The following is a 13,178-nucleotide window of genomic DNA, read 5'->3' on the forward strand; positions in this document are numbered from 1 at the left end:
CCGTCGGCGTGGGCGTCGTGAGCGTTCCCGCGATGGCCAACGCCGTCACGCCGGCGGCGACGTAGGCCGTGGCCGGCACCCGTCGGAACCAGGGGGCGCGCTTCTCGGCACGGGTCGGGGTGAAGCCGAGCTCGCCCATCGCGTCGTCGTCGTCATCGTCCTCGACGTCCGAGTCATCGTCGTCGGTGCCCACGGCATCGAGGGTCACGGGGACGAAGTCGCCCGCCGCGACGCCGGCAGCGGTGCGCGCGGCGCCGAGGGCGATGATGGCCTTGGGGTCGGCGTCGACGGCGATGGGCCGGTCGAAGCGCTCCGAGAGCAGCTGCGCGACACGGGGGATGCGCGAGGTGCCGCCCGTGAGCAGGATCGCGTCGAGATCCTCGGGGGTGAGGCCGGACTGCTCGAGGGCGATCTCGAGCACCTCGACCGTGCGCTCGATCTCCGGCTCGATCATGTCCTCGAACTCGGCGCGCGTCAGGCGCACCGCGCCGTGGCCCTCGCCGACCAGGACGGGGACGACGGCCTCGCCGTCGAACGACAGCGACTCCTTCGCGTCGACGCACTCGCGCCGCAGCGAGGCCAGTGCCATGCGCATGCCGGGATCGCCGGCGGCCGAGGTCAGCGCCGAGGCGGGGATGCCCGCGGCCTTGACCGTGTGCCGCAGGACGATGTCGTCGAAGTCGGCGCCACCCAGATCCGGGATGCCGACCGGCGCACCGACGAAGTCGACGCGGCCGTCGATGGTCTTCTGCAGGATGACGGTGTCGAAGGTGCCGCCGCCGAAGTCGTAGACGGCGAGAGCGCGGCCGATGTCAAGGGGGTGCGTCGATTCGTAGTGGCGCGCCGCCGCCTCGGGCTCGGTGATGACCTGGACGTCGTTCCACCCCAGTCGGCCGACGGCGTCCTGCACCAGGCGGGTGCGGTACTCGCCCCAGGTGACGGGGACCGAGACGGCGATGCCGGCGGGGTGCTGGCCTTCCCGCTCGACCGCGGTTCCGATGACCCAGCCGACCATGAGGGCGTAGAGGTCCTGCGGCGAGAAGCGGCGGTCCCCCGCCACGATGGGCACGTCGTCGCCGATGCGGCGCTTGAATTCGCGCACGAGGCGCTCGGGCTGAGCGGTGCCGCGTCGCTCCGCGGCATCGCCGAACAGCAGGCCGCTGTCCGAGACGAAGACCGTGGTCGGCGTGTTGTCGGCGTTGCGCCCCAGCGGCAGCGGGGCCGCCACCAGCGCACCGTCAGGCGCGGTGCGCGCTGTTGCGGCCGCCGTCCTGCTCGTTCCGACATCGATCGCCAAGTAGTACGGCGTTGCCATGTGCTTCGACCCCCCGAAGGCGCGCAGGAACGCCGAAGCGCCCCTGAATCCCCCGATTCCCCGGGCTCGACGACGAGCCCCTTTTCGTTCCGCCCGCGGGTACCCCCTGTACCCACCAGCGCTGGTGGGATGAGTGTGTCACACCTGAGAACCGGATGAAAGAGTGGGTGACGCTGCGTTGCCCTCTGTGATAAAGCATTTCGCCCGTGGGGCGAAGGTGGCTCCGGAGGGACGCCCGCGGCCCCGCTCCTCACGGGGAGGGGTGGCTCGCGAGTGCTGGCACTCGCGTTGCGTGAGTGCCAGCGCTTCTCTACACTCGCATTAGCACTCTCCCCGCGTGAGTGCTGAAAAGTCTTCTGTAACGAGAAAGAAGAGGTAGACCGTGTCGGTTTCCATCAAGCCGCTCGAGGACCGCATCGTCATCAAGCAGGTCGAGGCTGAGCAGACCACCGCGAGTGGTCTCGTCATCCCCGACACCGCCAAGGAGAAGCCGCAGGAGGGCGAAGTCGTCGCCGTCGGCCCCGGCCGCATCGACGACAACGGCAACCGTGTCCCCCTCGACGTCGCCGTCGGCGACCGCGTGCTCTACAGCAAGTACGGCGGCACCGAGGTCAAGTTCGGCGCCGAGGAGTACCTCGTGCTCTCGGCCCGCGACGTCCTGGCGGTCGTCGTCCGCTGATCGCGACTCCACGAAGACCCCGGGTGCCCTGGCATCCGGGGTCTTCGTCTCTTCTCCGCCGCATCGTGGCAGGAAAGAGTGGTCCCGGCGGGCTCCTGGTCGAGGGGCGCGCGTAGGCTGAGTCGGTGACCCCGCCTGCTGCCGCTCCGACCGGCGGGACCACCCGCGGCGCTCTCTACGCCCTCGGGGCCTACCTGCTGTGGGGCGTGCTGCCCATCTACTTCCTGCAGCTCAAGCCGACCGGCGCCTTCGAGGTCGTGGCCTGGCGCATCGTCTTCGCGTTCGTCTTCTGCCTGCTCCTGCTCACGGTGCTGCGTGCCTGGCCCGCCTTCGTGCGCATCGTCCGGCAACCCCGGCTGATGGGACTCACCGCGCTCGCCGGCGTCCTGATCTACGTCAACTGGCAGACCTACCTCTACGGGGCGCTCAACGAGCACGTCATCGAGACAAGCCTGGGCTACTTCATCAATCCGATCGTGACCGTGCTGCTCGGGGTGATCGTGCTGCGCGAGCGCTTGCGCGTGCTGCCCTGGATCGCGGTGGGCATCGCGGTGCTGGCGGTCGTCATCATCGTGGTCGGGTACGGGGCCTTCCCCTGGATCGCCTTGACGCTGGCCTTCTCCTTCGGTTTCTACGGCCTGGTCAAGAAGCAGATCGGACCCTCGGTGGATGCCGTGAGCGGGCTGACGCTGGAATCCTTCTGGTTGCTGCCGATCGCCGGCATCCAACTCGCCGTCGTCGCGAGCACCACGGGCATCACCCTCGGTACCGCCGGTGCCGTGCACACGATCCTGCTGCTGCTCGCGGGTGCTGTGACGGCCGTGCCGCTGCTGCTGTTCGCGTCGGGGGCTCGCCGCGTTCCGCTCACGGTGATCGGTCTGCTGCAGTTCATCGCGCCGATCCTGCAGTTCGTCATCGGCGTCTGGGTGCTGCACGAACCCATGACGACCGAGAGATGGATCGGTTTCGCGCTCGTCTGGGTGGCCCTCGTCATTCTGAGCGTCGATTCGCTCGTCGCCGCGCGCCGTCCCGTCCCGTCGTAGAGGACGTCGCCGAACCGGTCTGAGCGGCCCGGCGCTGCGCTTCGCGGCCGCGGCGGAGTCGCGCCATACCGTGTCCGGTGCCGCCGCGGCGGAACCGTTATGGGCCCGTGACCGCGGCGACGCACATCGTTAACGAACGGCAACATGCGCAAAACCTGCGCCCGATTAGGTTGGGGACACCAGGTGACCCGATGGGTCGCCCAACGTTCATTCACAGCAAGGAGCACTATGAACGTCTTCCCGCGCACGCGCAGCGCCCGCATCCTCGGCGGCATCGCCCTGGTCGGCGCCAGCGCGCTCGTCCTCGCCGGTTGCTCCGGCGGCGGCAGCGACGCCGCCGCCCCCAGCGCATCCTCCGGCGGGGGCGCAACGTCCACCGCCGACGGCACGTTCCACGTCGGCACGATCCTCCCGGCCACCGGTAACCTCGCCTTCCTCGGACCGCCCGAGGTCGCCGGTGTCAAGCTCGCGATCAAGGACATCGAGGCGACGGGCGACGCGTTCCCGTTCACGACCGAGCTGACCGAGCGCGACTCCGGTGACACCACCACCGACATCGCCACCCAGTCGGCCACCGAGCTCGTCGACGCCGGCGCCGACGTGGTCATCGGTGCGGCCTCGTCGGGCGTGTCGTTCACGTTCATCGACCAGCTGGTCAACGCGGGTATCGTCCAGATCTCGCCCGCCAACACCTCGCCCGACTTCACCACCTACGCGGACGACGGGTACTACTGGCGTACGGCCCCCTCCGACGTGCTGCAGGGCCGCGTGCTCGGCAACCTGATGGTCGGGGACGGCGCCGCCAACGTCGGCATCATCTACATCAACGACCCGTACGGCATCGGCCTCAAGGACAACGCCACGACGGCCATCGAGGCCGCCGGTGGACAGGTCTCGGCCGCCGTCCCGTACAACCCGGGCGACACCGTCTTCACGTCGCAGGTCGACCAGGTGCTCGCGTCGAAGCCCGACGCGATCGCCGTCATCGCCTTCGAAGAGACCTCGTCGATCATCCCCCAGCTCGTCAGCACCCAGGGCTACGCGGCCTCGAAGGTGTACTTCGTCGACGGCAACCTGTCGAACTCGTACGAGTTCCCCGCCGGAACCCTCCAGGGCGCCAAGGGCACGCTGCCCGGCAACCCGGCCGACACCACCTTCCAGAGCCGCCTGAAGGAGGTCGATCCCGCGCTGACGGACTACAGCTACGCGCCGGAGTCCTACGACGCGGTCATCGTGGCGGCCCTCGCCGCCGCGCAGGCCAAGGACGACTCGGGAACCGCCATCCGCGACAACCTGCAGTCGGTCTCGGAGGGCGGCGAGAAGTGCACCACCTTCGCCGACTGCCTCGCGCTGATCAACGAGGGCAAGGACATCGACTACGACGGTGTCTCGGGTCCGATCACGTTCGACGCCAACGGCGACCCCACCGAGGCGTACATCGGCATCTACCAGTACGGCGCCGACAACAAGTACACGCTCCTGAACACGGAGTTCGGTTCGCTCAACGAGTGACCTGACCTCCCCCCGAGGGCCCGGATCCCAGGATCCGGGCCCTTCGGCGTCTCTGCGGTGCGCATCCGACGAGCCCCCCTCGACCGAGACCGCCTCAGCCGGCGGGTGTCAGTCCGCACACCCGCGCGGTGAGCGCGAGCAGCGTGTCGGCGACCTCCTGCGACCGCTCGAGGGGGATGGCCACCTCCCGCCCGTCGATGCGCACGACGAGGTCGAACAGGGTGCCCACCTTGTCCTCGGCGATCGCGTGGGCGTCGCAGCGCTGGGGGACGACGGCGACGTCGATGTGCGACGGCTGGTCCTGCGCGTTCACGGCTACCTGCAGCGGAGCCTCTCCTCCGTCCGCGAAGCGCAGCAGCACGGTGCCGCGCAGGGCGACGAGCTCGATCGTGCCGGTTCCGACGCCGGACGGGGCGACGTCCACGCGCAGCGCAATGGTCCCGTCCACGCCGGCGGAAGCCCCTACGGCCCGAACGCGGGCGACGGATGCCATGTCCTCCTGGTCGCAGGCGGTGGCGCCCGCCCGCCCGAGGACGTCGAGCGCGTCGTCGGGCGGGACGCTCACCGACAGGCCGTCGACCGTGAAAGTCGCTTGCGCGTCCCCGGGGTCGTCGATGCATCGCACGGCGGGCAGGACGACCGGGAGGTCGACGGTGCGGCCGGGGTCGAGGGTGACGGGGCGACGGGCGTCCCATTCCGCGGGCTCTCTCAGCGCGGGTGACAGGAGCGCGGCCGTCGTGAAGGTCTCGGCGGAGCCTGAGGTGTTGGTCACCCGCAGTTGCACGCGTCCCGCTGCGATGTCGCCCCGCTGCTGGACCACCGCGGCCGTGAAGGACGGGGACGGCGCCGGTGATGCGGAACACGCCGCGAGCGCGACGCCCACCGTGGTGAGCGCCGCACTCGCGGCGTGCAGACGGGGGATCAGGCCCCGTCGTGGTTCTTGCTGTCTCGTTTGGCGTCCTCGTCGGCGGCCAGGGTGCCCAGATACAGCTCGATCACGCGAGGATCGGTCAGCAGCTCGCGACCGGTCCCGGTGTACGCGTCCTTGCCCTGGTCGAGCACGTATGCCCGGTGGCAGATCTGCAGGCAGCGACGGGCGTTCTGCTCGACCATGATGATCGTCACGCCGGCGCGGTTGATCTCGGCCACGCGCAGGAACGTCTCGTCCTGGCGCACGGGCGACAGGCCCGCCGACGGCTCGTCGAGCAGCAACACGGACGGGTCCATCATGAGGGCGCGACCCATCGCGACCATCTGACGCTCACCGCCCGAGAGCGATCCGGCTCGCTGCTTGCGGCGCTTGGCGAGCTCGGGGAACAGTCCCGACACGAAGTCGAAGCGCTCGGCGAACACCTTCGGCCGCTGGAAGAGGCCCATCTGCAGGTTCTCTTCGATCGACAGGCTCGGGAACACGTTGTTGTTCTGCGGGACCATGCCGACGCCCTTGGCGACGAGCTTGTCGGCCTTGAGCGAGGTGATGTCCTCGCCGTTGAGCAGCACGGCTCCGCCGCGGATCTTCACCTGACCGAAGATCGCCTTGAGCAGCGTCGACTTACCTGCGCCGTTCGGGCCGATGATGCCGATCAGGTCGCCCTGATAGGCGTCGACGGTGCACCCGTTGAGGATGTTGACGCCGGGGAGGTACCCGGCGACGAGGTCGTCGGTGCGCAGCACCGGGGTGCGCGTGGCGGTGTCGGTCATCAGAGCTTCCCGTCCTTCTCGTCGGCGATGAGCTCCGCCTCCGCCTCGGCGGCGGCTTCGGCCTGGATGGTCTCCAGCTGCGAGGTGGTCATGTCGCCCAGGTCGGTGTCGTGGTGCGCGCCGAGGTACGCGTCGATCACGGCCTGGTCGGTCATGACGGTCTCGGGCGGTCCCTCGGCGACGACGCGGCCCTCGGCCATGACGACGACCCAGTCGGAGATGTGGCGCACCATGTGCATGTCGTGCTCGACGAAGAGCACGCTCATCCCCTCCTTCTTCAGGTCGAGGATGTGCCCGAGCAGGCTCTGCGTGAGCGCCGGGTTGACGCCGGCCATGGGCTCGTCGAGCATGACCAGCTTCGGGTCGCTCATGAGCGCCCGCGCCATCTCGAGCAGCTTGCGCTGACCGCCCGACAGCGAGGCGGCGAAGTCCTCGCGCTTGGCATCCAGCTTGAAGCGGCGCAGCAGGTCGTCGGCGCGCTCGGTGTTGGCCTTCTCCTGCGAGCCCCAGATCGAGGGGATCAGCGCGCGGAAGATGTTCTCGCCCTTCTGCCCGCGGGCGCCCAGCAGCATGTTCTGCAGCACGGTGAGGCGGCCCAGCGACTTGGTCAGCTGGAAGGTGCGGACCATGCCCTTGCGCGACACCTTGAAGGCCGGGACATTGGCGAGGTTGTCGCCCTCGAAGCTCCAGCGGCCCGTGTTGGGCTTGTCGAAGCCGGTGAGCAGGTTGAACAACGTGGTCTTGCCCGCGCCGTTCGGTCCGATGAGGGCCGTGATCTGGCCACGGGGGATCTCGAGGTGCTCGACGTCGACGGCCTTGAGGCCGCCGAACTGGCGGGTGACCCCGTCGGCGACGACGATCGGATCGACCTTCGCGCAACCGGGTCGGACCTCGCCCTGGACGAGCGGGTGGGTGACGGTCGTGTCAGACATTGAACGACAGCTCCTTCTTGTTGCCGAAGATGCCCTGTGGCCGGAAGATCACCAGGAGCATGAGGCCGATGCCGACGAGGATGAAGCGCACCTGACCGGTCTGCGTGCTGGACATGAAGCCCAGGATGCCGACATCGCGCAGTCCCACGATGATGCCGTTCGACAGCGACAGCAGCACCCAGAACAGCATCGCTCCGACGATGGGGCCGAGCAGGGTCGCCGCTCCACCCAGCAGCAGGGCGGTCCAGATGAAGAACGTCAGCGCCGTTCCGTAGTTCCCGGGCTGGACGGCGCGGGGGAGGATGAACACCACTCCCGCGAGGCCGCCCATGACACCGCCGAGCACGAGCGCCTGCATCTTGTACGAGTACACGTTCTTGCCGAGGCTGCGCACGGCATCCTCGTCCTCGCGGATGCCCTTCACGACACGGCCCCAGGGGCTGCGCATCAGAAGGAACACGAGCAGGGTGGCGATGAGGACCAGGCCCCAGCCGAATACGCGCACCCACCAGTCGTTCGCCGAGTAGGTCCACGGGCCGATGCCGTAGGTGCCGGCCGGCAGGGGGTTGATCGCCTGGAACTCGCGGTTGTAACCGTTCAGGCCCTGCGAGCCGCCGGTGACGTCGGTGAGCCCGACGGTCGAGACCACGTATCGCACGATCTCGGCCGCGGCGATCGTCACGATGGCCAGATAATCCGCCCGCAGGCGCAGGGTCGGGATGCCCAGCAGGAATGCGAAGAGCACCGAGGCGACGATCGCGGCGAGGATCGCGAGCCACACGGGCGCGGCGAACGACAGGGTCGCGATGGCGAAGGCGTACGCGCCGACGGCCATGAAGCCCGCCTGACCGAAGTTGAGCAGCCCGGCGTAGCCGAAGTGCACGCTGAGGCCGATCGCGGCCAGGGCGTAGGCCGCGGTGGTCGGGCTGATGAGCTCGCCCGCAGCATTGTTGAAGATCGAAAGCCAGTCCATGTCGTCTTTCCTCAGCCGATCCGCTCTTTACGACCGAGCACACCCTGCGGCCGGAAGAGCAGCACGCCGATGAGCACGATCAGGGCCACCGCGTACCGGAGGTCCGGCGGGATGACGATGGTGGACAGTTCCGTGATGATGCCGATGATGAGCGAGCCCACCAGCGCGCCGAACGCGCTGCCGAGGCCGCCCAGGGTGACGGCGGCGAACAGCAGCAGCAGGATCGCGAAGCCCATGTCCCACGTGACTCCGCGGTAGAGGCCGTACAGCACGCCCGAGAGTCCCGTCAGCGCACCGGCGAGCACCCACACGATGCGGATGACGCGGTCGACGTTGATGCCCGAGGCGGCGGCGAGCGAGGCGTTGTCGCTCACGGCACGCGTCGCCTTGCCGATGCGGGTGCGCGTGAGGAAGTAGGCCACCAGGGCGAGCATCACGATGCTCACGCCCATGCTGATGATCGAGGTCAGCGTCACGGTCACCGGGCCGATGGTCACGTTGTCGGTGATGCCGGTGTCGATGTTGCGGGTGCCGCCGTCGAAGAAGTACAGGTACAGGTAGCGCAGCACGATCGACAGACCGATCGTGACGATGAGGACCTGGACCAGGCCGACGCCGCGCTTGCGCAACGGTTTGAAGAGCACGGCATCCTGGGTCCAGCCGAGGGCGGCGGACAGCGCCACGGTGAGCAGGATCGCGAGCAGGATGTTCCAGCCCATCGCCGTGAAGACGTAGAAGATGATCGCGCCGAAGGTGAGCATCTCGCCGTGGGCGAAGTTGTTGACGCCGGTGGTGCCGAAGATCAGCGAGATGCCGATCGCGGCGAGGGCGAGCAGCAGGCCGAAGTTCAGGCCGTAGAAGAAGCGCGAGAAGAGCGTGTCCCAGATCGAACCGGACGCGGCCGTGCCCTCACCCGTGGGGAAGAGGACGTTCACCGTGTTGGTCGTGCCGATCGTGACGTCACGGGTGACGTTGTCGGGGTCGCGCGGAGCGACGCCGTCCGGGAGGGTGTCGACCTGCAGGGTCGCGGTGTATGCGCCGGGGCCCGGTACCGCGACGGCCCAGCGCCCGTCGGCGCCGGTCGTGCCGACCTCCGAGAAGCCGGAGCCCTCGACCGAGATCTGGACGCCCTCGATCGGTTCGTCGCCGGCGCGGATGATCCCGCCGATCGAGTACTGGGTCGAGACGTCTCCGGTTCCCGCGGATGCCGCGGGGGTCGGGGCCGGCGTGGTCTGCGCGTTCGCGGGCGTCGCGAACAGCAGGCTCAGGACGGCGATGGCGGCCGCGAGGAACGACACGAGGACGGCCATGCGGGGAAGGGTGCGCGATCGTATCGCGGTGGGGGAGGAATGACCCACGGAGTCTCCAGTTCGGCAGCGCTGACGAAGTCGTCCCGTCAGCTTCGACGGTCGACGCTACGAGCGTAATGTGTCGCGGGTGTTTCGCAGACCCCGTCGTTAGCGAACCGTGTCGTGCCCGTTGCGCTTCGGGGCCGAGGGCTGCGGGGAACAAACCCGGGCCCCCGACGCTTAGAATTCATGGCGGAGCGCTTCGCGGGCGCCCCGGCCGACGTCGTCCCCTTACTCGAGCAGGCGCCGCGCGCGCAGGAGGATCCATGGAACAGCACGACCCCTTCGGTTTCATCGGACTGACCTACGACGACGTGTTGCTGCTGCCCGGCCACACCGACGTGATCCCGAGCGAGGCCGACACCTCGTCGCGTCTGACCCGTCGGATCACCGTGGCCACCCCGCTGCTCTCGAGTGCGATGGACACCGTCACCGAGGCCCGCATGGCGATCGCGATCGCTCGCCAGGGCGGCATCGGCATCGTGCACCGCAACCTGTCGATCGAGGATCAGGCGGGCATCGTCGACCAGGTCAAGCGCAGCGAGTCGGGCATGGTGTCCAACCCCATCACCACGAACCCGGATGCCACGGTGGCAGAGGTCGACGCGATGTGCGCGCAGTACCGCATCTCGGGTCTGCCGGTGGTCGATCCGGACGGCGTCCTGGTCGGCATCATCACCAACCGCGACATGCGGTTCGTGTCGGGCTTCGAGCGTCAGACCACCAAGGTCAAGGACGTCATGACCAAGGACGGGCTGATCACCGGTCACGTCGGCATCCACGCCAACGACGTCATCGCCACCTTCGCCAAGCACCGCGTCGAGAAGCTCCCGCTCGTCGACGACGAGGGCAAGCTCGCGGGTCTGATCACCATCAAGGACTTCGACAAGAGCGAGAAGTACCCCCTCGCCACCAAGGACGACCAGGGTCGGCTGCGCGTGGGCGCGGCGATCGGCTTCTTCGGCGACGCGTGGCAGCGCGCCGAGGCCCTGCGCGACGCGGGTGTCGACGTGCTCGTCGTCGACACCGCCAACGGCCAGTCGGCCGGCGTGATCGACATCGTGCGCCGGCTCAAGGCGGACGCCTCGTTCGACCACATCGACGTCATCGGCGGCAACGTCGCGACCCGCGAGGGCGCCCAGGCGCTGATCGATGCGGGAGTGGATGCCGTCAAGGTCGGCGTCGGGCCGGGCTCGATCTGCACCACGCGCGTCGTGGCCGGCGTCGGTGTGCCGCAGGTCACCGCGATCTACGAGGCCTCCCTCGCCGCGGTCCCCGCGGGGGTCCCCGTGATCGCGGACGGCGGACTGCAGTACTCGGGCGACATCGCCAAGGCCCTGGTCGCCGGTGCCGACACCGTCATGCTCGGGTCGCTCCTCGCCGGCACCGACGAGTCGCCGGGCGAGATCGTCTTCCAGGGCGGCAAGCAGTTCAAGCAGTACCGCGGCATGGGCTCTCTCGGCGCGCTGCAGACCCGTGGCAAGAAGACCTCCTACTCGAAGGACCGCTACTTCCAGGCCGACGTGCCCAGCGACGACAAGCTCATCCCCGAAGGCATCGAGGGTCAGGTGCCCTACCGCGGTCCCGTGGCGGCCGTGGCCTACCAGCTCATCGGCGGGCTGCGGCAGTCGATGTTCTACGTCGGCGCCCGCACGGTCGAAGAGCTCAAGGCCAAGGGCAAGTTCGTCCGCATCACCTCGGCGGGGCTCAAGGAGTCCCACCCGCACGACGTGCAGATCGTCGTCGAAGCGCCGAACTACAAGAAGTAGACGTCCCTCGAGGGGCCGGGCCGCATCGGTCCGGCCCCTCGTCGTTCCCGGATGCCGGCCCCTGCCTTCGGGGCGGGCCCGCCGCTACGCTGTGCGCATGCTCGGTCGGCGCACCCACCCCGACGCGTCACTGTCGGCGCGTCGTACCGAGGCGTTCACGGACGCGGTCTTCGCGATCGCGGCGACTCTGCTGGTGCTCGGTCTGACCGACCAGTCGCTCGGCGCGTTGCGGACGGACGCCGACCTGGCCGCGGGTCTGGTCTCTTTGGCGCACCCGGTGTTCTCGTTCGTCATCAGCTTCCTCATCCTGTGCGTGATGTGGATGACGCACGTGCGCCAGTTCGAGTGGATCGTGCGCATCGACGACACCGGGATGTGGATCAACAACCTCCGCCTCCTGCTCGTGGTGCTCGTGCCCTTCACCTCGTCGCTCGACACCCTGCACGCCGATCTGCTGCTGGGACGAGTGCTGCTGCCGGTCAACTTCTTCCTGGCGATCGTCATGGGGTGGCTGCAGTGGGGGTGGGCGGTGCGCTCGGGCGCCATCGCGGATCTGACCGCGGAGGACGCCCGCCGGTTGGGGCGGGCGGGCCTGAGCGCGGTGGTCCTCAGCGCGGCCGCGATGCTGGCGAGTCCGCTGATCGGTTCGCTCGGATTCCTGCTGTTCGCGTTCGACGGCGTGCTGACCCGGGTGCTGCGCGGGGCGGACGCCCCTCTCTCGCCCGTCCGCGAACCCCGTGCCGGCGGCGATGTCGGAGGGCGCGGGTAGGCTGTTCGGGTGACCATGGAGATCGATCTCGGCCGAGCCAAGCGCGCCCGCCGCGCGTACACCTTCGACGACATCGCGGTCGTGCCGTCGCGGCGCACGCGCAATCCCGAAGACGTCTCGACGGCGTGGACGATCGACGCCTTCCCGTTCGAGATCCCGGTGCTGGGTGCGCCCATGGACTCGGTGGTCAGCCCGCGCACCGCGATCGAGCTGGGCCGCCTCGGCGGTCTCGGCGTGCTCGACCTCGAGGGTCTGTGGACCCGGTACGACGATCCCGAGCCGCTGCTCGCCGAGATCGCGACGCTGCCCGAGGCCGACGCCACGCGTCGGATGCAGCAGCTGTACTCCGAGCCCATCAAGCCCGAGCTCGTGCGCGACCGCCTCGCCGAGGTGCGCGCGGCCGGGGTCACCGTCGCGGGCGCCCTCACGCCGCAGCGCACGCACGACCTGTACGAGACCGTCGTCGCCGCCGGCGTCGACCTCTTCGTGATCCGGGGCACCACGGTGTCGGCTGAGCACGTCTCGAGCGTCGCCGAGCCCCTCAACCTCAAGAAGTTCATCTACGACCTCGACGTCCCCGTCATCGTCGGCGGCGCCGCCACCTACACCGCGGCTCTGCACCTCATGCGCACGGGCGCGGCCGGCGTCCTCGTCGGTTTCGGTGGGGGAGCGGCATCGACGACGCGCGCCACGCTGGGCCTGCACGCCCCGATGGCCACCGCCGTCGCCGACGTCGCCGGCGCCCGCCGGGACTACCTCGACGAGTCGGGCGGACGCTACGTGCACGTGATCGCCGACGGCGGTGTGGGCACCTCGGGCGACATCGTCAAGGCGCTCGCCATGGGCGCCGACGCTGTGATGCTCGGTGTCGCCCTGGCGCGCGCCACCGACGCGCCCGGCCGCGGCTTCCACTGGGGTCCCGAGGCGCACCACGCCAAACTGCCGCGCGGCCGCCGCGTCGCGGTCGACCGTGTCGGCCCCCTCGAGCAGATCCTGTACGGTCCGGCTCCGGTCGCCGACGGCACGGCCAACCTCATCGGTGCGCTCAAGAAGTCGATGGCCACGACCGGGTACTCCGACCTCAAGGAGTTCCAGCGCGTCGAGGTCGTCGTCGCCCCCTACGGGCACTGACCCGC

12 protein-coding genes are annotated in these 13,178 nt (G+C 69.2%); 6 read left to right on the forward strand and 6 right to left on the reverse strand.

Annotated elements, in window-relative coordinates:
• Positions 1–1,315: Hsp70 family protein (locus QZ433_RS02150; protein ID WP_295779796.1), on the reverse strand; the 1,315-nt coding region annotated here is incomplete at its 3' end.
• A 382-nt stretch (positions 1,316–1,697) separates the two neighbouring features.
• On the opposite strand from QZ433_RS02150, the gene groES reads away from it, so the two are divergent.
• From groES to QZ433_RS02165, 3 genes are all read left to right on the forward strand, one after another.
• Complete coding sequence (gene groES, locus QZ433_RS02155) at positions 1,698–1,994, forward strand: co-chaperone GroES (RefSeq protein WP_013583903.1); 297 nt, start codon at positions 1,698–1,700, stop codon at positions 1,992–1,994.
• A gap of 125 nt (positions 1,995–2,119) precedes the next feature.
• On the forward strand, positions 2,120–3,037 hold the full coding sequence (rarD, locus tag QZ433_RS02160) for an EamA family transporter RarD (RefSeq protein WP_295779797.1): 918 nt from the start codon (positions 2,120–2,122) through the stop codon (positions 3,035–3,037).
• A 228-nt stretch (positions 3,038–3,265) separates the two neighbouring features.
• Positions 3,266–4,549 carry an ABC transporter substrate-binding protein gene (locus QZ433_RS02165; RefSeq protein WP_295779798.1) on the forward strand — a complete coding sequence of 428 codons (1,284 nt, stop codon included), beginning with the start codon at positions 3,266–3,268 and terminating at the stop codon, positions 4,547–4,549.
• Between the two features lie 94 nt (positions 4,550–4,643).
• On the opposite strand, the gene QZ433_RS02170 is transcribed toward QZ433_RS02165, so the two are convergent.
• The 5 genes from QZ433_RS02170 to QZ433_RS02190 all read right to left on the reverse strand — a co-directional run bounded on the left by QZ433_RS02170 (position 4,644) and on the right by QZ433_RS02190 (position 9,465).
• Positions 4,644–5,369 (reverse strand): hypothetical protein, encoded by a 726-nt coding sequence (locus tag QZ433_RS02170; RefSeq protein ID WP_295779799.1) that lies wholly within the window; start codon positions 5,367–5,369, stop codon positions 4,644–4,646.
• Between the two features lie 101 nt (positions 5,370–5,470).
• Positions 5,471–6,250, reverse strand: coding sequence for an ABC transporter ATP-binding protein (locus QZ433_RS02175; RefSeq protein ID WP_295779800.1), 780 nt, complete (start codon positions 6,248–6,250; stop codon positions 5,471–5,473).
• Positions 6,250–7,182, reverse strand: a complete 933-nt coding sequence (locus tag QZ433_RS02180; RefSeq protein WP_295779801.1) for an ABC transporter ATP-binding protein — start codon at positions 7,180–7,182, stop codon at positions 6,250–6,252. The genes QZ433_RS02175 and QZ433_RS02180 overlap by 1 nt, the downstream gene beginning before the upstream one ends.
• The gene (locus tag QZ433_RS02185; protein ID WP_295779802.1) at positions 7,175–8,155 is read right to left on the reverse strand and encodes a branched-chain amino acid ABC transporter permease; all 981 of its coding nucleotides are present in this window, start codon (positions 8,153–8,155) and stop codon (positions 7,175–7,177) included. The genes QZ433_RS02180 and QZ433_RS02185 overlap by 8 nt, the downstream gene beginning before the upstream one ends.
• A gap of 11 nt (positions 8,156–8,166) precedes the next feature.
• Entirely contained in the window at positions 8,167–9,465 is a 1,299-nt protein-coding gene (locus QZ433_RS02190; RefSeq protein WP_295779803.1) for a branched-chain amino acid ABC transporter permease, read from the reverse strand.
• A 305-nt stretch (positions 9,466–9,770) separates the two neighbouring features.
• On the opposite strand from QZ433_RS02190, the gene guaB reads away from it, so the two are divergent.
• From guaB to QZ433_RS02205, 3 genes are all read left to right on the forward strand, one after another.
• Positions 9,771–11,273 carry an IMP dehydrogenase gene (guaB, locus tag QZ433_RS02195; RefSeq protein ID WP_295779804.1) on the forward strand — a complete coding sequence of 501 codons (1,503 nt, stop codon included), beginning with the start codon at positions 9,771–9,773 and terminating at the stop codon, positions 11,271–11,273.
• Positions 11,274–11,370: 97 nt separating this feature from the next.
• Entirely contained in the window at positions 11,371–12,042 is a 672-nt protein-coding gene (locus QZ433_RS02200) for a TMEM175 family protein (RefSeq protein ID WP_295779805.1), read from the forward strand.
• A gap of 15 nt (positions 12,043–12,057) precedes the next feature.
• Positions 12,058–13,173, forward strand: coding sequence for a GuaB3 family IMP dehydrogenase-related protein (locus tag QZ433_RS02205; RefSeq protein ID WP_076673877.1), 1,116 nt, complete (start codon positions 12,058–12,060; stop codon positions 13,171–13,173).
• Positions 13,174–13,178: the final 5 nt, after the last annotated feature.

It is taken from the genome of uncultured Microbacterium sp. (assembly GCF_913776565.1).
GTDB lineage: Bacteria > Actinomycetota > Actinomycetes > Actinomycetales > Microbacteriaceae > Microbacterium.

What these genes read in the sequence shown, in the direction of transcription:
- QZ433_RS02165 (WP_295779798.1), top strand. Translation starts at nt 3,266, where the DNA reads ATGAACGTCTTCCCGCGCACGCGCAGCGCCCGCATCCTCGGCGGCATC.
- QZ433_RS02200 (WP_295779805.1), top strand. Translation starts at nt 11,371, where the DNA reads ATGCTCGGTCGGCGCACCCACCCCGACGCGTCACTGTCGGCGCGTCGT.
- QZ433_RS02175 (WP_295779800.1), bottom strand. Translation starts at nt 6,250, where the DNA reads ATGACCGACACCGCCACGCGCACCCCGGTGCTGCGCACCGACGACCTC.
- QZ433_RS02185 (WP_295779802.1), bottom strand. Translation starts at nt 8,155, where the DNA reads ATGGACTGGCTTTCGATCTTCAACAATGCTGCGGGCGAGCTCATCAGC.
- QZ433_RS02190 (WP_295779803.1), bottom strand. Translation starts at nt 9,465, where the DNA reads ATGGCCGTCCTCGTGTCGTTCCTCGCGGCCGCCATCGCCGTCCTGAGC.
- QZ433_RS02180 (WP_295779801.1), bottom strand. Translation starts at nt 7,182, where the DNA reads ATGTCTGACACGACCGTCACCCACCCGCTCGTCCAGGGCGAGGTCCGA.
- QZ433_RS02205 (WP_076673877.1), top strand. Translation starts at nt 12,058, where the DNA reads ATGGAGATCGATCTCGGCCGAGCCAAGCGCGCCCGCCGCGCGTACACC.
- guaB (WP_295779804.1), top strand. Translation starts at nt 9,771, where the DNA reads ATGGAACAGCACGACCCCTTCGGTTTCATCGGACTGACCTACGACGAC.